Source organism: Danxiaibacter flavus, from assembly GCF_041060425.1.
Classification (GTDB): domain Bacteria; phylum Bacteroidota; class Bacteroidia; order Chitinophagales; family Chitinophagaceae; genus Danxiaibacter; species Danxiaibacter flavus.
In genome coordinates this window covers 673,131-693,626 of record NZ_JAULBC010000002.1, presented here as the reverse complement: position 1 = coordinate 693,626, position 20,496 = coordinate 673,131, and the positions used below count along the sequence as shown (strand labels likewise).

The 20,496-nt window shown below is 40.8% G+C and carries 8 protein-coding genes; 7 read left to right on the top strand and 1 reads right to left on the bottom strand.

The genetic code is table 11. The features are described from left to right. Positions 1-587: 587 nt before the first annotated feature. The 3 genes from QTN47_RS08515 (at position 588) to QTN47_RS08505 (ending at position 7,730) form a co-directional block, all read left to right on the top strand. A complete protein-coding gene (locus QTN47_RS08515) occupies positions 588-2,273 on the top strand; it encodes a hypothetical protein (protein WP_369328925.1) in 1,686 nt (561 codons plus the stop codon). A 384-nt stretch (positions 2,274-2,657) separates the two neighbouring features. Next, complete coding sequence (gene rpoB, locus QTN47_RS08510; protein WP_369328924.1) at positions 2,658-6,461, top strand: DNA-directed RNA polymerase subunit beta; 3,804 nt, start codon at positions 2,658-2,660, stop codon at positions 6,459-6,461. 669 nt (positions 6,462-7,130) lie between these two features. Continuing rightward, positions 7,131-7,730: a GrpB family protein gene (locus QTN47_RS08505; protein ID WP_369328923.1), complete on the top strand. Its 600-nt coding sequence runs from the start codon at positions 7,131-7,133 to the stop codon at positions 7,728-7,730. Between the two features lie 147 nt (positions 7,731-7,877). Here the strand turns inward: QTN47_RS08505 and QTN47_RS08500 are convergent, their stop codons facing one another. After that, entirely contained in the window at positions 7,878-9,083 is a 1,206-nt protein-coding gene (locus QTN47_RS08500; protein ID WP_369328922.1) for a glycosyltransferase, read from the bottom strand. Between the two features lie 246 nt (positions 9,084-9,329). Here QTN47_RS08500 and QTN47_RS08495 point away from each other — a divergent pair, with 246 nt between their 5' ends. From QTN47_RS08495 to QTN47_RS08480, 4 genes are all read left to right on the top strand, one after another. After that, the gene (locus QTN47_RS08495; RefSeq protein ID WP_369328921.1) at positions 9,330-10,520 is read left to right on the top strand and encodes a glycosyltransferase family 2 protein; all 1,191 of its coding nucleotides are present in this window, start codon (positions 9,330-9,332) and stop codon (positions 10,518-10,520) included. Positions 10,521-10,571: 51 nt separating this feature from the next. Beyond that, complete coding sequence (locus QTN47_RS08490; RefSeq protein ID WP_369328920.1) at positions 10,572-11,714, top strand: acyltransferase family protein; 1,143 nt, start codon at positions 10,572-10,574, stop codon at positions 11,712-11,714. Between the two features lie 581 nt (positions 11,715-12,295). After that, a complete protein-coding gene (locus QTN47_RS08485; RefSeq protein WP_369328919.1) occupies positions 12,296-13,486 on the top strand; it encodes an acyltransferase family protein in 1,191 nt (396 codons plus the stop codon). A gap of 252 nt (positions 13,487-13,738) precedes the next feature. Beyond that, a complete protein-coding gene (locus QTN47_RS08480; protein WP_369328918.1) occupies positions 13,739-20,488 on the top strand; it encodes a fibronectin type III domain-containing protein in 6,750 nt (2,249 codons plus the stop codon). The last annotated feature ends 8 nt before the right edge of the window (positions 20,489-20,496 follow it).

Genomic DNA, 20,496 nt, shown 5'->3' with positions numbered 1-20,496 from the left:
TTCATAGCAATAGAGTCAGATAGTGAATGGTCAATAGTGAATAGTGAAAGATGAGAAAGGCACATTAAATGCATGCAGTAATCTGTTAAAGGAGCATTTGGATCAGGCCCTTAGCACAGTTTTCAATTAGCCAGAAAGAGGATCCGGCATAAACATGCGGGCGCACCAACTCAACTTTATGTTCAATTTCAGATAAGCACAGAAAGAACGCTGGTGTTAGGACTGATCACGCTTTGTGAGTTTTTCAGCGCTGCTATTTTCAAGCCCTGAAAGGGCGATTAGCACAAGCACAGGGCAACGCCCTGTGGACTAGGGCGCAAGCCTTATCATCATGCCAATGTGCAATTTTTCGTTCACAGTGCGGCTAAATTTTCCGTAACGAAACCTTTATACCCCGAAATAACAAGTGGTTTCTTTTCAGTTGTATTAACATCAGACTAACATCTCCATATTCAATTCCAACCTTTTCCTGCTTATTTCGTTTATGTCTGTAAAGCGGGCATTATCAGCCAGGTAAGAATAACCTCGCAGGCTTAATGCACAATAGCCCGGGCTGGCCTTGGTATAGTTTTAGAATTAATGTTGGCATGAAGAAAGCGTTACTTATAGGAGGAGGGATATTAATTGCTCTGGCCATTGGCCTGTTTTTTTATTTGAAAAACAGGAAACTCACCGATTTCAATCCATTAATCAGAGAGAAGCTTCAATCACTTGTTTTAAAAGGTTCGGACAGCCTGTACCGGTTAACTTTCGATACACTTATTGCTGACGTTATCGACTCAAGGTTAACAGTCACAAAGATCGTCTTAACACCAGATACAACCGTACTTCAGAAGATGCGCAATACCGGCAATGCGCCCAAAGATATTTTTAAAGTAAGCCTTGATTCATTGGTTGTTGACGGATTAAATATTGCAGACTTTACTTCTAACAAAAATGTGGATCTGAACGTGCTACATGTGCGTCAGCCTTCTGTTGAAGTGTTTCACGCAAAAACGCCCAAACAAGATTCGGCAGACAGGTTAAAACTCAGTACGCTGCGGATACGCATCGCGAAGCAAATGAATCATCTGGCTATTAATAAGGTACAAATACTTGATATGAATGTGCAGTTGCACACACTGAGCAATGACACGGTACAGAAGACCAGCAAGTTTAGGAATGTAAATTTTCTGCTGGACGATGTTTTAATTGATTCGGTAGCTGCAATTGATTCCACCCGCTTCATGTATTCAAAGCAGGCGCTTATTTCACTTCAGGATCTTAAGTTTCGCACAAAAGATAGCCTCTACCTGATTGGCCTTGATTCCATCACCATTAATGCTTCAGAAAAAAATGTACTGATAAGCAATTTTTATATAAAACCAAACGGAACAAACAAAGCGTTCAGGAACAAATTGAAATTTATAAAAGAACGGTACACCGGCCAGTTTAAAACCGTAGAGTTAAAACAAATAAGCTGGTGGAGCATCGCTTCTTCCGACTATTTCAGGGCTGATGAAGTGCATATGAACAATGGCTCTCTTGAGGTTTATACTGATAGAAGTCTTCCGCCGTTTCCCAGGTCTAAAGTGGGAAACTTCCCTCATCAACTGCTTATGAAGTCACCTTTTCCTATCAATCTGAAAAGGCTGAAGGTCACCAATTTTGATCTTAGTTACCAGGAGTTTAATCCTAAAACGGACGAAAAAGGAGAAGTAAGTTTTAAAGATATTAACGGGACACTCGAGAATATTACGAATGACCCGCAACTTATAGCCCAAAACAATATAATGAAACTTGATGCAAGTGCAAAGCCAATGGGGGAGGGGAAACTGGATGCAATATTCAAATTCTATCTTGATAAGGCTAAAGACGGTATTTTTTCAGTTGATGCCTTTCTGCATCCGATGGATGGCAGAGCATTCGATAAAGCCACACGTCCCTTAGGCATGTTTGGAGTTGAAAAAGCGACAATAAAGGGCATGGATGTACATGTTGACGGGACAAACTATAACGGAAGAGGAACCGTTGTCCTTAAATATGATGATCTGCAAATTGCAGCGCTCAAACAAGACGGTGATAAGTTGAAAAAGCGCGGCTTTTTAAGCTTTATTGCCAATAGTTTTGTGCTGATCCCCTCCAATCCAGAGAAAAATACCCCCGTCCGCAAAGCATCGGCATATTACCGGCGAGACGTCCACAAGTCCTTTTTCAGCATCATATGGAAAACTATATTAATAGGAATTATGAAGACGGTGGGGTTTGATAGCGGGGTGAAAAAAGTGAAATAAAATTTGGATATCGTCGGGATTTGGATTTATGGGATTTATAGATTAAAAGATTTTTCTTTTTACAGGATTTGGGAATTCTTCAAACCAGCAATGAAAAGACTGTACTTCTTATAATGCCGTACCCCATCCAACAATCCTCAAATCCAATAAATCCCGATCCAGACAAAAAAATCAAATTAATTTGTTAAAAATCCCTTGTTATCTAATCCCAATCCCTTACATTTAAAATTGATTTTGCTTGTTCGCGTACAATGATTAATTTTGCCATCCTTTTATTTTGGGATAATTAGCAGTTTGACATTATAATAATGGCCATTTTAATATTATAGCTGCCAAACACTGAAAGTCTCAAAAGTTATTAGACAAAACCGGTTAAATACAGATATGTCATCAACTAAAGTTCAAAACAGGGTCAGCTTCGGTAAAACAAAACACCTTGCTGAAACTCCTGATCTATTAGACATTCAGTTAGAATCTTTCAGAGAATTTTTCCAGTTAGAAACCACCCCGGATAAGCGTAATAACGAAGGCCTGTTCCGCGTATTTAAGGAAAACTTTCCTATCACAGATACACGTAACATCTTCGTGCTGGAATTCCTGGATTATTTTATTGATCCTCCGCGTTACACTATCGAAGAGTGTATGGAGCGTGGCTTAACGTACGCTGTGCCATTAAAAGCCAAGCTGCGCTTAAGTTGTAATGATGAAGAACACGTTGACTTCCAGACAATCGTTCAGGATGTATTCCTGGGTAATATCCCTTACATGACTCCGCGCGGTACCTTTGTTATCAATGGTGCTGAGCGTGTTGTTGTATCTCAGTTACACCGTTCACCTGGTGTATTCTTCGGTCAGTCAGTTCACCCCAACGGAACCAAGATCTACTCTGCAAGAGTGATCCCGTTCAAAGGTGCGTGGATGGAGTTTGCTACAGACATCAACAATGTGATGTATGCTTACATTGACCGTAAGAAAAAATTCCCCGTAACAACTTTATTGCGTTCAATCGGTTTCGAAACAGATAAGGACATCCTTGAACTGTTCGGAATGGCGATTGAAGTTAAAGCTGATAAGAAAAGCCTTCAGGAGCATGTTGGTAAAAAGCTTGCTGCCCGCGTACTAAGAACATGGGTGGAAGACTTTGTGGATGAAGATACCGGGGAAGTTGTATCTATCGAACGTAACGAAATCGTTATGGAACGCGATACGATCCTTGATGAAGAGGCTATTGATAATATTTCCGACCTGGAAGTAAAAAGCATTTTCGTTCAGAGAGAAGATGTTGGTGGTGATTATGCAATCATCTACAACACTTTGAACAAAGATACTTCAAACAGTGAGCTGGAAGCGGTTCAGCACATCTACCGCCAATTGCGTGGTGCTGATGCTCCGGATAATGAAACTGCACGTGGTATCATTGATAAATTATTCTTTAGTGACAAACGTTATGACCTGGGTGAAGTTGGCCGTTACAAGATCAACCGCAAACTGGCTGTGACTACCGATCTTAAAACCAAGGTGTTAACTAAAGAAGACATCATCGAGATCATCAAATACCTGGTACGTTTAACCAACGGTAAGGCTGAAATTGATGATATCGATCACCTGAGCAACCGTCGCGTACGTACTGTAGGCGAGCAGTTGTATGCTCAGTTTGGCGTTGGTCTGGCACGTATGGCCCGTACCATACGTGAAAGAATGAACGTTCGTGATAACGAGGTATTTACTCCTGTTGATCTGATCAATGCAAGAACACTTTCTTCTGTGATCAACTCATTCTTCGGTACATCTCAGTTATCCCAGTTCCTTGATCAGACAAACCCGTTAAGTGAAATCACACACAAACGCCGTATCTCAGCGTTAGGCCCAGGAGGTCTTAGCCGTGAGAGAGCGGGTTTTGAGGTTCGTGACGTGCACTATTCTCACTACGGCCGTCTTTGTACAATTGAAACTCCGGAAGGTCCGAACATCGGTCTTATCTCTACACTTTGCGTTCACGCCAAGATCAACGAGATGGGCTTTATCGAAACTCCATACCGTAAGGTGGATGAAGGTAAAGTTGACCTGAAAGAACTGACTTACCTGAGTGCAGAAGAAGAAGATACAGCTAAGATCGCACAGAGTAACTCTGAACTGGATGAGAAAGGCAATTTTGTTGAAGACAGAATTGTAAGCCGTGAAACCGGTGACTTCCCAATCCTTGAAAAGGGTGAAGTTGAATATATGGACGTGGCTCCTAACCAGATCGTAGGTTTGAGTGCTTCATTGATTCCGTTCCTGGAGCATGATGATGCCAACCGTGCACTGATGGGATCAAACATGCAACGTCAGGCAGTTCCTTTGATCCGTCCTGAAGCACCAATCGTTGGTACAGGTCTGGAAGGAAAAGCTGCACGTGATGCACGTATCCAGATCCACGCTGAGGGTGATGGTGTGATTGAATTTGTTGATGCTAAAGAAATCCATGTTCGTTACGACAGAAATGATCTTGGACGTTTGGTAAGCTTCGAAGATGATCTGAAAGTTTACAGATTAACCAAATTCATCAAAACCAACCAATCAACTTCAATCATCCTTCGTCCGGCTGTTAAAAAAGGACAGCAGGTGAAGAGAGGCGACTTCTTAACTGAAGGCTACGCAACTAAAGATGGTGAAATTGCATTGGGTCGTAACCTGCAGGTGGCATTCATGCCTTGGAAAGGTTACAACTTTGAGGATGCGATCGTAATCAGTGAGAAAGTTGTTCGTGAAGATTTATTTACTTCTATCCATATTGAAGAATATGAGCTGGAAGTTCGTGATACTAAATTGGGTGAGGAAGAATTAACACCAGACATTCCGAACGTATCAGAAGAAGCTACCAAAGATCTTGATGAGAATGGTATCATTCGTATTGGTGCAACGGTTAAAGAAGGTGATATTCTGATCGGTAAGATCACTCCTAAAGGTGAAAGTGATCCTACACCGGAAGAAAAACTGTTACGTGCGATCTTCGGTGATAAAGCCGGCGATGCAAAAGATGCTTCTCTGAAAGCTCCGAACGGTACTGAAGGTGTGGTTATCGACAAGAAATTGTTCCAACGCGCCAAGAAAGACAAGAACTCAAAAGTTCGTGAAAAATCATTGCTTGAAAAAGTAGAGAAAGTTCACGAAAAGAATACAAGCGACCTGATGGAAGTATTGTTGAGCAAGTTGCAGACATTGTTGAAAGACAAGCCTTCAGCTGGTGTAAGCAATAACTTCGGTGAAATGCTGATTGGTAAAGGTGCTAAGTTCAATCCGAAAAATCTGGCTTCTATCGACTACCAGAACGTTAATCCGTTAGGCTGGACAAGCGATGCTGAAACCGATGATCTGATCAATACACTGTTGCACAACTACAACATCAAATACAACGAAGAATTAGGCCGTTACAAGAGAGAGAAATTCAATATCTCAATAGGTGATGAATTACCTGCTGGTGTATTGAAACTTGCTAAAGTTTACCTGGCTGTTAAGCGTAAGCTGAAAGTGGGTGATAAGATGGCGGGTCGTCACGGAAACAAAGGTATCGTTGCTAAGATCGTACGTGCTGAAGACATGCCTTTCCTTGAAGATGGTTCTCCTGTTGATATCGTATTGAACCCGCTGGGCGTACCTTCCCGTATGAACCTTGGACAGATCTATGAAACTATCCTTGGCTGGGCTGGTAAAAAACTGGGTGTTAAGTTCGCTACTCCAATCTTTGACGGAGCTACCCCTGATGAAATTGCTGAGTACTGCCAGAAGGCTGGCATGCCAATGATGGGTCACACTTACCTGCAGGATGGTGAAACCGGTGAACGTTTCCACCAGAAAGCGACCGTGGGTGTTATCTACATGATCAAACTTCACCACATGGTTGACGATAAGATGCACGCGCGTTCTATCGGACCATACAGCTTGATCACACAGCAACCGTTAGGTGGTAAGGCTCAGTTTGGTGGTCAGCGTTTTGGTGAGATGGAGGTTTGGGCACTTGAAGCATATGGTGCAGCTAACATCTTACAGGAACTGTTAACCATTAAGTCAGATGATATCATCGGACGTGCGAAAACTTACGAGTCTATCGTTAAAGGTGAAAACATTCCAAGAGCAGGTATTCCTGAGTCATTCAACGTGTTAGTTCACGAGTTGAGAGGTTTAGGTCTGGACCTGAAATTCGAATAGTTTCAATCTGAATATAACTTGATAAAAAGGCTGTCTCGCAAGAGCAGCCTTTTTTAATTGATAGTGGAGAATTGAAAATTGACAATGTGCGAATATGCAAATGTGCAGATATGTAAATGTGCAGATATGCAAATGTGAATGTGCAAATGCGCGATAAAAGGTGATCAAATTTGACAGTGCATGGAATTGCTGACGGCTGACGTGAGAATGTCTGATCTTAAAAATGTTGGAAATGTACGATTAGCAAAATCCCGTTCATTTTTTAATCTGGTTGTGGGACTAAATTCAACAAATGAGTCGCGATAGACACACTTCCGTCAAGGAAATCCCGAAGGGATGGAATTATTATAGGAGGATATCTACCTGAATTTAACCCCGAAGGGGTGGCATAATAAAATGTCACCCCTTCGGGGTTTTAGGCGTGGTTTTGGCTTTTGCTATAATAATTCCATCCCTGCGGGATTACACAGCTTCTGCTTAATCTTCGTAATTAAAAAATAAACCATCTTAAAACTTGGCAGACAACTTCACTTGTACACTTTTGGGGAAGAAGAAAGATTTTTAATCTTTTATTCTCATTCTCTTGAAGCTTGTGCGTTTGATATTTGCCCTTATCCTTATTCTTATATTCTGCCTGCACTTCTACACTACCTTCCGTATTTTTAAGCTATGATTTTACCGTTCGAAAGTTATAATTCAAAATGGAAAGAGCAGTTTGATGCGATCAAACATGAGCTTGATGAATTATTAGGTTCTTTGCAGGTGGCCATTGATCACATAGGCAGCACTTCGGTAGAGGGGCTTTCAGCGAAGCCCGTTATAGATGTTTTGGTAGGTTTAAAGCACGAAGACGATTTGAATAAAGTGCCTGAATTGCTTGCAGGAAACAATTATGTTTATTACGATAAATACAATACAGATATGCCGTACCGGCGCTTCTTTATCTTACTTAGAGAAAAGCCAGCTGATTTAGGAGTGCCTGCCTGTATTGGCGTGACAGATGATATTCCGGAAAAACTGCATGATCATGCCCTACGCATTGCACATATACATGTAATTCCTATTGCTTCAGAACATTGGCTGCGGCATATTGCGTTCCGGGATTACCTGCGTGTTCATCCTGAGGTAAGAGAAGAATACCAGGCGTTAAAAGAAAAACTTATAAAACTGCAATGGACAGATGGCAATGATTACAACCGGGGGAAAGATCCATTTTTAAAAATCGAAGAAAAGAAAGCAGTGGAATGGTATGAGAACAAGATGCATTAATGTGCGAATGTGCAAATGTGCGAATAGGCGAAGGTGTACATTTTCTGCAGGTTTTTTTACAATGGATCCGACAGGCTAAGCCTGTAAAAATTTTTTCGCATTTGCACATTTACTCATTTGCACATTTGCACATTCGCACATTCATTTTCAATTTTCAACTTTCAATTGTCCATTAGATTCCAGCTTCATAATGATATCCGAAATCTCTTCAACCCTGGTTTCCCACGAATTGCTCTCTGCAACTGCAAGACGTTCCTTCTTTTTTTCAAGTGTATCAGTGGCCAGTTCTTCTTCAATGAAATTTTTGAAAAGTTCTTTTGAAGAGGCAATTCTCGCTACATTTTCGAACTCGTTCAGATAGCTGAAGTCAGTGGTAACTACCGGAACTCCGGCAGCAAGGTATTCGTTGATTTTAAGGGGGTAAATTCCCTTGGTAAACTCATTTTTGGCAAATGGTATTATTCCGAGCGAAAAGCGGCTTAAATAGCCCGGTAATGAGCTCACAGGCCTGGCGCCTTCCAGTTTAACATTGCTGAATTTTCGAAGTACTTTTTCTCCGTTCTCATCAACGATCCTTCCCACAAACAAAAAATCAATATCAGGCATGCTGCCGATAACATGTTCCAGCAGTTCATAGTCAAGACGGTCATCAATACTGCCGATATAGCCGACGGTTTTTTTATTATGGATCTCGGGAGTAAAAGCCTTTTTAAACAAGTCTATATTCACCGCGTTTTTTACAAGAAAACAGTTTTTGGTAAATCCTTTTTTCTTTTCATACAATCCTTGTGAAGTAACAATGGTGGCATCAACTTTCTTCATGAATTCTTTTTCCTGCCAGGGACCATGCTTCTTCATCCAGTTAGCTGCTTCAATTGCATCATAGCAATGATAGATCAACAACTTTTCATTAAAGTTTCTTCCCGCATGCATACCGATGCCGGGATTAAAGGCAACTATATCGATCAGATCGTCATTCATGTTTAATTCTGCCAACGCTTTTTTAATGCTTCTTGTGGTGATCCATCCGTTTAGCTGCAACAGCTTTTTATACATTGTTCCGCGTGGCAAAAAATTAATGGTGAGTGTAAGCGGCGGAGTAAGCACATAAACTTCCTCGCCGGTCTCTGTAATAATTTTTCGTAATCTTTTTTCCAAACCCAGTGTACGCTTCACCGGGAACCCGTTTTTATGCCTTACCCCGTCGATGAGATCTTTAACAGTGTACGGATTATCAATGTAAAGCACTTTGTTTTTTCTGGCCAATACTTTCATTAGTTCAACAATGGTTTTCGCGTAATCTCCTTCCCATAAAGGATTTGAGATGCAAAGAATATTCCTGTTGGTCAGCATGTATTTAAAATTTCAAAGGTTTGTTTAGATAAAAGTAAGTTTTTTGAAAGGTTTTTTTATTTTTGTGAAAGTACGGTTCACGTCTAACAATCCTTCGAAAATCTCAATTTCTTAAAATTCACTGTCCTTTTGTAACAAAGATCAACTATCCTCATATCTTTTTGATGAGCCACTCGTGTTAAGAATATTATTCTTTTCAATGAAAGTAAATATCCGGGCTTCCTGTTAACCTTTAACTAAGAAAAGATGATCATATTGTTGCAAACTATCTTTTGGCTAAGCATATTTTTTCTGTTTTATAACTATGTAGGCTACGCAATAGTTACATGGGTTTTAATCAAACTATCTTCAAAACGGAGGGCATACGATTATGATGTTGATGCGCCCGGTGTTACAATGATTATAGCTGCATACAACGAGGAAAGCTTTGTTGAGCAAAAAATACTGAATACACTCGCGCTTGATTATCCGAAAGACCGGTTGCAAGTGATCTTTATTACGGATGGATCAACGGACTCAACTCCGGATATTATCCGCAATTATCCCGAAATAGAATTATTGCACAAGTCTGAAAGAAGTGGCAAAACAGCAGCTTTAAACAGGGCCGTTCCATATGCAAAGTACGGCATTCTTGTAATGTGCGATGCCAACACAATGCTTAACAAAGATTGTATTAAAGAACTTGCAAAGCATTACCAGGATGAGACAATAGGTGCAGTTGCAGGAGAGAAGAAGGTATTGTCTGCAGATGGTTTAACCAAACAGGAAGGACTATACTGGAAGTATGAATCTGCATTAAAAAAACTGGATGCAACTTATCAAACAATTGTTGGCGCAGCAGGCGAGCTCTTTTCATTAAGAAAGAATTTGTGGCAGCATGTAGAAGAGGATACGATACTTGATGACTTCATGATCTCTATGCGCATTGTTCAACAAGGCTATCGCGTTCATTATGAACCGCGAGCCTATGCAACAGAAACAGCTTCTGCTTCTGTAAAAGAAGAAGCCAAAAGAAAGGTGCGTATTGCCGCGGGCGGATTTCAATCAATGGCACGATTGCTTCCTATGCTGAATATTTTCAGGCACGGTAAATCATCATTTTTATATATTTCACACAGGGTGCTGCGTTGGGCCGTTTGTCCTTTTTGCCTTGTCCTGTTATTGCTTAGCTCACTGGCATTATTCTTTGTAAGTGATCAGCTGATATTCAAGATTGCTTTTGTTATGCAGGTATTTGTTTACGGTCTGATGATTCTCAACAGTGTGCTTTCACCGAAGGGTGTAAAGATTCCGGTGATACAACCCTTACAGTATTTTGTATTTATGAATATATGTGTGATCAGAGGATTTTTCCGTTACATGAAAGGAGAGCAATCTGCCACATGGGAGAGAGCTCAACGGCAGATATTGCAAGAGGCCGCGGAAATTAACCGGTGATCCGAAACAATTGGTACTTGTGAAAATAAACAACCTGATAAACTGAATTACATGAACATTGATCTATCTGCGACACCAACGAAAAAACGTTTTTTTTCGCCCGTACAAATAGACTATGATAACAAACAGTACATTCCTGCTTTTGACGGGTGGCGCGGTGTAGGTGTGATACTCGTTATGCTGGCACACTGTTATCCTAATATGATCACGAGACCATTTTGGGTTGCAATGGATCTGTTTTTTGTGATGTCCGGTTTTTTGATCACAGGTATCTTGCTTGATTCCAAACAAAGTCAGCACTATTACAAGAACTATATTGTAAGAAGGGTTTTGAGGGTGTTTCCTTTATACTATTTTGTACTTGCTATTTCTTTCCTGGTAATACCTTATACTATTCCCGGTATAATGGGCGTTAACTATGATTTTTATACGAAGAACCAGGCCTGGTTTTGGTTATACGGGCAAAACTGGTTGTTCTCTATAAAAGGCTTACCAGAAATCAATCATAGTATGGTGCATTTCTGGTCACTCGCAGTGGAAGAACAGTTCTATATTTTCTGGCCATTGCTTATCAAGTTTTTCAGTCCGAAAAAAATAGTAAGAATCTGTATCGGAATCATTTTATTTAGTGTGTATTTCAGGGTAAGTCTGGGATTCAAACTTGGTTTGGTTCAGCCGTATCCTTACATGAATACTTTTTCGAGAATGGATTCACTTGCCATAGGATCAATCATTGCGGTTGTTATCCGGTATAATAAAGCATGGCTTGAAAAATATTTGAATGTTATTGCAGTAGCATCATTCACCTGTATGCTGCTTGGTTTTGCATATTTCAGAACCGGAACTTTTCTGCGGTTATATCCGATCTTTACATTTGTAGATATTTTTGCGGGATGTATACTTCTTTATTCATTGTCGCCGAATAAGTCAGCGCTAATACGTGTGGGCGATCATTCTTTATTCCGTTTCCTCGGTAAATATTCTTACGGCATTTACATCTATCACTATATTATTTTCAATAGTCTTGATCAACATTTTCATCCCTTTGTACTAAAGCATATTAACAGTGAAGCAATGGCCGTAACGTTTACGGGAATATTAACCATAGGTATTTCAATTCTCATCGCAATTGCCAGCTTCCGTTTTCTTGAAATGCCATTCTTAAAGTTGAAGAAATATTTTGCCTATAAATAGTGTGGTTGTGCGAATGTGCCCATGTGCAAATATGAAAATGAAGGATGCCGCCCGGGCGTTGCGAATTTGAAAATGTGTACATGGAAAAGACAGATTGCATAGTTACCGGAGAGTCTTCTTCTTGTATTCGTTTTCAATTGTTAACTTTCAATTTTAAACTTATTTAGTCGTTAAGCAATGATGTTATAAGATTATAAAAATCAATGGAAAAATGTCTAGAAATCAATAGATTAAAATTAAACATAAACATCTCCTTTTTTTTGCATAATTTATTTTTTTGTTTATTTTTGTTTTAACAGTTCGTACTAGTAATATTGGGTGTTTCTTTAATAATTTCCTTTATTGTATCGTACTGCAGGTTACCTAGTCCTGTCCTTTTATCCTATCAATCCCATTTCAATTACTATGTAAAAATCGAAGGAAGTAGTGTCAATCATATCTGTAAATTGATATGGTAACAATAGCCGGTTCTAGCGGTTCTAAAGCTAAGTTTCCAATATTCATCAGGTTTGTCCGTGTATGTTTCGAGAGAAATCGTGTATCCCTTCTGAAGGCTTTTGTGATTAATTAAACTGCGTAAAATGAAAGGATTGATTGAAAATTTGAAAACATGGCTATCAAGAGCATTTAATACTTCTGTTTTGGTTAAAAGCAGAATGGAGTGGGTTGACTATCTTAAAGGAATTATTATCATTCTGGTAGTAAACAAACATGTTTATGCCGGACTTGAAGTTTCTGGCATACCGGTTCCTGAAATGATAAAAAAAGCAAACATGGTGTTTTTCAGTTTTAGAATGCCATTGTTTTTTATTCTTTCAGGTTTGTTTGTATCATCAAGCTTTGGAAAAAGAGGGATGAACAAATTTCTGTCCATCAAATTCGAGAACCTTATTTATCCTTACTTAATATGGTCCGTTATTGAAATAACCCTGCAGGTAATGTTTTCGGGCGTTGCGAATGCACACAGATCATACAAAGATTATCTCCACATTTTATACAACCCGCATGTTTTAGATCATTTCTGGTATTTGCCTGCACTATTTAATACAACTATTATTTACATTTTGCTGAAAACCAAACTCCATCTTAAAACCTGGATGCAGTTGGCGCTGGGCTTTGTTCTTTATTTTAGTGCGCAATACGTTGAAGATATTTCAATTTTATCCGATTGGATGACCTATTACCTGTGTTTTGCAATAGGTGATGCCTGTTCAACACTTTTCTTTCAGGAATCAACTCAGCGTTTGCTCAAAAAGCCAGCTGTTTTGTTGGGAATAATTACATTGTTTGTTTTCACCCAGATATATTATCTCAATCATCCGGAGACGTTTCATCTGCTTGGAGCAGTAACCAATCTTGGCAAGTTGCAGTTGGTTGGAATTGCGCTTGTAGGGTCTCTGGGCATGTTCGCGCTTGCTTTTCAATTGCAGGAGCGAAAAATTTTCCGGTTTTTAAGAGTAATCGGATTTCATTCACTTTACATTTATGTAATGCACGTGATGGTTGCTGCTGCAACAAGAATAGCGCTGGCGCGAATATTTGGAATCGAAAATGCTTATCTGCTGCTTGTTGTTGGTACGATAACCGGCGTTACTATACCGATAATCGCCTATAATCTCCTGATTAAAGATAATGTGTTGTCGTTTTTATTCTCGTATAGTAAAAATAAAACTATGCGACTTAAGGCTGAACCAGCTATAAATCCAGAGGTGAGTACTGTAAAAAAGATTTCAATGAACCCAGTGAACGATGTAAAAAATATTTGTGAATAACGCAAAAAGGGCTATCTTGCGGTAGTCTAAGAAATCCAGGTTCCCCCGAAGCCTTTAAACTCATCCTCTGAATATCCGTATTTTTTTTCTCCAATCTCCTTTAGTGCTTTTTAGTCGTGAAGAAATTCACCTGTAAGTTGTTCCTTAATTCCAATGCCTTTGATTAGTTAGTTGCTTGTGCGTGATAAACGGTTATCATAATAAAACTTAACTACTAGCATATATATGGTGCAATTTTACAAACCTTTTAATATGAAAACTAAAAGCAGGAACATACTTGCCTTGCTGCTGCTTGCATTTTCCTATTTTATACCAGGAACTGCATTATCGCAAACAGGTGTACTGGACCCCACTGACCCGATTGTAATTTACGATCCCGGTAACCCTCCTACTATTCCCGCCAATGGTACATTGGTGAAATGGGTTAAGACCAACCGTCTTAAATGGAATACCACTTCTTTTAAATGTTACTTCTATAACGGAGTGGCGTTCAGATTAAAATTCCCCAAGACATATCAGGCAGGGGTAAATGACGGAAAGAAATATCCTGTTTTTGTGTTTTACCATGGTCTTGGCGAAAAAGGTACCATCTATGATAATGAGCTTCAGCTTTATCATGGCGGGCAATTGCATATGAATGCAGTTGATAATGGCCAGTTTGATGGCTTTTTGCTTTATCCGCAAAGCCAGGAAAATAACTGGTACGGCCAGTTGGCAGTAATGAATGATTTCATCAATAAATATCTTGTTCCGCAAGCTAAAGCAGATCCCTGGAGAGTTTATGCAGATGGCTTATCTGCAGGTGGACGTGCAACATGGCTGTTCATGGAACTGTTTCCAAAAACGGTTGCAGCAGGTTTACCAATTAGCGCTACTGTAACCGGTTCTGAAGTAGCCAACTATACTAAGAGCTTTAAATTCATTCCTATCTGGCAATTCCAGGGCGGATTGGATTCAGATCCGCTTCCGGAGGTTTCTCAGGCAATGGGACAACGCATTCTTGACAGCGGTGGCAACTATAAACTAACTATTTATCCAAACGATGGCCATGGCTGTTGGTACGATGCATGGGGCGAGCCGGATTATTTTCCGTTTATGCTCAGGCAGTACAAATCTAATCCGTGGGTGCTGGGCGGCAGAACTGAGTTTTGTCCTACAGACACTATCAGCGCGACTATGGGTGTAACCGCAGGTTTCGACGGTTACCAATGGCGCCTTAACGGAAATCCGATACAAGGTGCAACCAGTAACACGTATACTGCAACAACCTTAGGTACGTATGATTGTAGAATACTTAATGGTAACAACTGGTCCGACTGGTCGCCAACGCCGGTAGTTATTAAGATCAAAACTACTACCATACCTCCGGTTATCATGGCAAGCGCAAACAGCAGCGCAGTACTTCCTGTTCTTGACGGTAGTGCAGGAGTGAGAATTGAAGTTCCTGCCGGTTATGTTTCTTATGCCTGGACGAAAGACTCTTCAACAACTGTGCTAAGCACAACCAGGAATCTTACGGCAACTACTCCCGGGCAATACCGTGTGAAGGTTACTGAGAAATTTGGTTGTTCGAGCAGTTTTTCCGATCCTTTCACAGTTATAGATGGCAATGCAGCTAATGGACCAGATGCACCAACAGGTATTAATGCATCTGCCTTAAGCAAAACCTCAGTTCAACTAACCTGGAACCAGACAGCAGCTCCAGCCTATAATGAAACCGGTTTTGAAATTTACAGGGCGACCAGTGCCGGCGGACCGTATACGCTAGCGCAAATTGCACCAACAGACGCAACCGGCGCGCTTATTAGTCAACTCAATCCGGGAACTAAATATTTCTTTATGTTGAGGGCGATTAATAACAACGCCGCTTCTCAGCCTACTATTGCCGTAAGTACAACCACGTTGCGTGATACAACAGCTCCAACGGTGCCAGGTGATTTTATGGTAACAGCAGCCTCTCAAAATGAGATTGATGTTATCTGGAATTCATCTACCGATGATGTAGGCGTTGTTGCGTATGATATTTATATCAATGGCATAAAATCATATACATCAAAAGATACCTCCTACAAAATCTTCGGCCTTTCTTCATTTAATACATACAATATTTACGTTAAGGCTAGAGATTTTGCAGGAAACGTTTCTATCCCCAGTAACCAGGCGACAGCTTCAACAAGCCTTAGAGGATTGAACTACAAATTCTATATGGGCCAGTGGAGTGCTCTTCCTGATTTTAACGCAATGACTCCGGATGATCGGGGAGTTGTGCACAACGTCGATATTTCAGGAAGTACTGAGGCTATTAACTTTGGTTATTTGTTCCAGGGTTATTTAAAAATCCCGGCAGCAGGTTCTTATACATTCAGACTGAGTTCTGATGACGGTAGCAAATTATTTGTAGATACGCCTTATACACAAACAGGGCCTTCAACAATTAACTACGATGGAATACATAGTGCCGGAACCAAAGATGCAACTAAAACGCTGACGGCTGGCATTCATAACATCGCTATTGCGTATTTCCAGCAGGGTGGGGGTGCAAGCTGCAGTTTGTTATGGAAAGTACCCGGAAGTTCAACATTTGTACCGGTGCCAGATAGCGCCTTCACAGATGGCTATGTACCAGCGGGAACAGCGCCTGCAGGACCGTCAGGGCTAACCGCAACAGGAGTCGCTTATAACCAGATCAATCTGGCGTGGACCGATAACAGCAACAACGAAAATGGCTTTGAGATCTATCGTTCAACTTCCGGTACCGGGCCGTTCTTTAAAGTGGGTGTGGCACCTGCTAACGCAACGTCGTATAAGGATAGTGCAGATCTTGCCCCAACTACTCAATATTTCTACAGAATTAAAGCTGTAGGTCCTTATGGAGAATCTGCATTCAACGATGATGCTACTTTTACCTTAAAATATAATTACTACACAGGTAGCTTTAATGTGATCTCAGATTTTGCAAACAGTACACCGGTAAGTAGCGGCACTATAGAAAACTTTTTACTGAGTGTTAGTCCGCTGCAGACAAACTATGGCATTAGATACGACGGTGTGATTAATATTAAAACAGCTGGTGCTTATACATTCTACACAACAAGTGACGACGGAAGCTCTTTGTATATAGATGGAAACCTCGTTGTGAATAATGATGGTGCGCATGGTGCACAAGAAAAAAGCGGTAACGTTACTTTAACTGCAGGGGTACACAGCATCCGCACTTACTATTTCCAGAAAACAGGCGGAGCATCTCTGACTGTATCCTACAAAGGCCCGAACATTGCTAAGGCTCCAATACCTGATGCAGTATTGCGGGTAGACCCAGTTAATGCTACCACAACAGCATTACCGGGTGCGCCGCAGGCTCCAACCAATCTTGTAGCAACAGCAACGAGCCCTTCGGTTGCTGCGTTAACCTGGGCGCCGGCTGATAATTTGGCAAGCAACTTCGAAGTATATCGTTCAACTAACGATAATACAACTTACGCATTGATTAAGGTAGTAAAAGGCAGTCAGGCTGCCGCATACAACGATTCTTCTGTAACTGCAAATACTACTTATTTCTATAAGGTGCGTGCGATGAATGTAACCGGACCTTCTCCATATAGCAATGAGGCTACAACCACAACGCTTAATAACAAACCGGTTATTTCGCATATCAACAATGTTAACATGAACTGGGGCGTTCAAACTTCTGTTAATATCAATGCAACTGATATCGACGATGAAAACCTCAGCATTACGTTTGGCCAGCTACCTTCATTTGCTGCATACACAGCAACAGGTAACGGGCAGGGACAATTAATCTTGACTCCAGATGCATCAGATGCGGGCACGAGCAATTCTGTAAAAGTATATGTAATGGATGAGCATGGCGGCGAGGACTCTACTACATTCACCATTAATGTAAGCAATACGCAGCCACCATCCCTGGATTCTATTCCTGATGTTACATTAACAGAAGGTACATCTACTACCGTTAATCTGAGTGGGTCACTGCATACCGGCGATGTAGTAACCGGTGTTAATTTGCCATCATTTGCAACGTTGATAGATAATGGCAATAACTCATATTCTATCTTTATTTCACCAGCAGTGTCTCAATCCGGTACTTACAATAATATCGGTATTATGGCAACCAACAGCACCGGTGCTTCGGCTACCAAGTTGTTTAACCTGGTTGTAACTCAGAAAGCGTTGACTGGCATCTACATCAACTTCAACCCTGCCACAGGAGGCCAACCAACGGCGCCATGGAACAATACCAAAGGTGTAATTGCTGCAGGTAGTGTGGTAAGCAATCTGAAAGATGAGAACAACGTATCTACAGGTATCAATATGACACTTGTTGATGCGTGGGATGGCTCAAATACAAACGGTGCGATACCTAATGGTTTAGGTATTTATCCGGACAATGTAATCAGAACACAGTATTATAGCGCAGCAAGCTCAAGGTTGATCACTTTTAGCAATATTCCGGCTGGTAATAAATACAATGTAATATTCTTCTCAAGCCGCGCAGGTAGCCCAACCGCTAGCGATAACAGGATCATGAAATATACTATCGGCGGTCAAACTGTTCAGTTGGCGATTGCACAAAACATTAGTAAAACTGCTCAGATCAATAATGTAGCTGGCGACGCGAATGGACAAATACAAGCAACACTTGCAAAAGACGCTGGTGCGTTATCTACCATTATCGACGCAATGGTTCTGCAATCAATTCCGGCAGATACTACAACAACGGTAGCTCCTCCAACTAATGTAGCTGCTACAGGTGTGGCAAATGATAAAATTACACTTACATGGAACGCAGCTTCCGGAACTGAAACAGGATTTGAAATATGGAGATCTCCTTCAGCTAATGGTGCATATAACAAGAAAGGAACTGTAGCTGGTAATGTACTTACTTATACAGATACTGCATTAGCATCAGGAGTAACTTACTACTACATTGTAAAAGCTGTTGTTAATAATAATTCTTCTGCATTTGGAAATCCTGTTAATGCGACAACGCTTACTGACGCTCCGTTGATTCCTGGTAACATTACAGCAACTGGTATCGGTCTGGATAAAATAAAACTTACCTGGACTGGTAATGGTAAAGAAACCGGATTTGAGATCTGGCGTTCTACAGCATCAAATGGTTCATTCAACAAAGTAGGAACTGTTCCCGGTACTACACTTACATTTACTGACGGTGGATTGGCATCTAACACAACTTATTACTATCAGTTGAGATCTTCAATAGATGCTGCTTATTCAGGCTTCTCTGCTTCAGTAAGTGGCACTACGCTTAACCCATATATTCCGTCAGTATACATCAACTTCGCTGCTCCTACAGGTGCAGGTGCGCCATTGCCATGGAATAATACTGCCGGTAACATAGCCGCGGGTTACACATTACCTCTTGTTGACTCTACAGGCTCAGCAACCGGCATGAGTATGAAGCTGGTTGATTCATGGTTGGTAGCAAATACAGTAGGTGTAACAACCAACAGTAATACAGGTGTTTATCCTGACAATGTAATGAAGACAATCTATTATGACTCATCTGCTAACGGACGTCATATTCAATTGTCTGGTTTACAATCTTCACGTAAGTATGATGTAATATTCTTTACTGGGCGTGCAGGTAACCCAACCACAGGCGACACAAGAATTGTTAACTATTCTATCAACGGTCGTTCAGTTTCATTGGCTGCGTCACCATCTAATACAACCAAGACCGTTCAGTTAAATGGTATTTCTCCTGATGCATCAGGTAACATTAACATAACCATCATCAGAGATGCCGGTGCTGTTTACCAAACAATCAACGCAATGGTAGTTCAACAGCATGTGTTTGATGGTATTCCGTATGCACCTGCTCAGTTAGCAGCAGCAAGCACTGCTTCGGATAAGATCAGGCTTGACTGGCAGCTGCTTTCCCTGGATGCTGATACAACAGAAGTTTGGAGATCAACATCTGCAAACGGTACTTATACGAAAATAGGCATCGCTGCGCCATATGCAACAACGTATACGGATGCTGGTCTTGCTACAAACACTGTGTACTACTATAAGGTTAGAGCAAAGGATCCTGTTAATGGTTTCTCTCCCTACAGCAACATTGCGGCAGCTGGAACCAGGGCATTCAATCTGAACATCAACTTTAACGACGGATCAACAGGCGGGCCCGCACAAGCTGGATGGAACAACACAAATACGCCTCCTGAGCCTGACCTGACACTTGAAAATTTGGTTAACGATAAAGGATTAAGCACCGGAATAACCATGACCATTATAGATAACTTCAGCGGTTCTAACCTGCTAGGTGCTACAACCGGTAATAACTCAGGTATTTATCCTGATAATGTACTGAAGAGTTTCTATTACTTAGACTATAAGGATACAGCCATTATGCAGTTCTCAGGATTGAACCAGAGCATGGTGTACACCTTTGTATTCGTGCCAAGCACAACTTATAACTCAAATACAAATACGGTTTATAAGATTGGTAATCAACTGGTGCAGCTAAGCGGCTGGAAAAACACTGCAAATTCAGTACAGATAAGCAATGTGGCACCGGATGCTTCAGGCAACATTAATGTGACTGTTTATTCAACAACCGGCTATGGTTATCTGAATGGAATGTCTATACAAGGTGCTCCGGCTCCGGCAGGACTTAATAACAGAATAGCAAATACCACAGGCAGATCTGCAGGTGACATTAAACCAGTAATACCTGCTGATAATGATGAAGTTAAAGTGAAAGCCTATCCGAATCCGTTTACAGATGACGTTACAATCAAGATGAATTTAGGCAAAAACGCAAGTAAAGTGGCTATTTCTGTAACAGATGTTAGCGGAAATATCATCTATCTGCGTGAAGTAGGAAGCGTTTCTAAAGGATTATGGCAACAAAATCTCGGATTAAATGGAAGATTGTTAAAGAGCGGCGTGTATTTTGTAAGGGTAATGGGACTTCCTGGAAATACCACCAGGGTGATTAAGATTGTTAAGTAGTTTTATAT

What these genes read in the sequence shown, in the direction of transcription:
- rpoB (WP_369328924.1), top strand. Translation starts at nt 2,658, where the DNA reads ATGTCATCAACTAAAGTTCAAAACAGGGTCAGCTTCGGTAAAACAAAA.
- QTN47_RS08505 (WP_369328923.1), top strand. Translation starts at nt 7,131, where the DNA reads ATGATTTTACCGTTCGAAAGTTATAATTCAAAATGGAAAGAGCAGTTT.
- QTN47_RS08500 (WP_369328922.1), bottom strand. Translation starts at nt 9,083, where the DNA reads ATGCTGACCAACAGGAATATTCTTTGCATCTCAAATCCTTTATGGGAA.
- QTN47_RS08495 (WP_369328921.1), top strand. Translation starts at nt 9,330, where the DNA reads ATGATCATATTGTTGCAAACTATCTTTTGGCTAAGCATATTTTTTCTG.
- QTN47_RS08490 (WP_369328920.1), top strand. Translation starts at nt 10,572, where the DNA reads ATGAACATTGATCTATCTGCGACACCAACGAAAAAACGTTTTTTTTCG.
- QTN47_RS08515 (WP_369328925.1), top strand. Translation starts at nt 588, where the DNA reads ATGAAGAAAGCGTTACTTATAGGAGGAGGGATATTAATTGCTCTGGCC.
- QTN47_RS08480 (WP_369328918.1), top strand. Translation starts at nt 13,739, where the DNA reads ATGAAAACTAAAAGCAGGAACATACTTGCCTTGCTGCTGCTTGCATTT.
- QTN47_RS08485 (WP_369328919.1), top strand. Translation starts at nt 12,296, where the DNA reads ATGAAAGGATTGATTGAAAATTTGAAAACATGGCTATCAAGAGCATTT.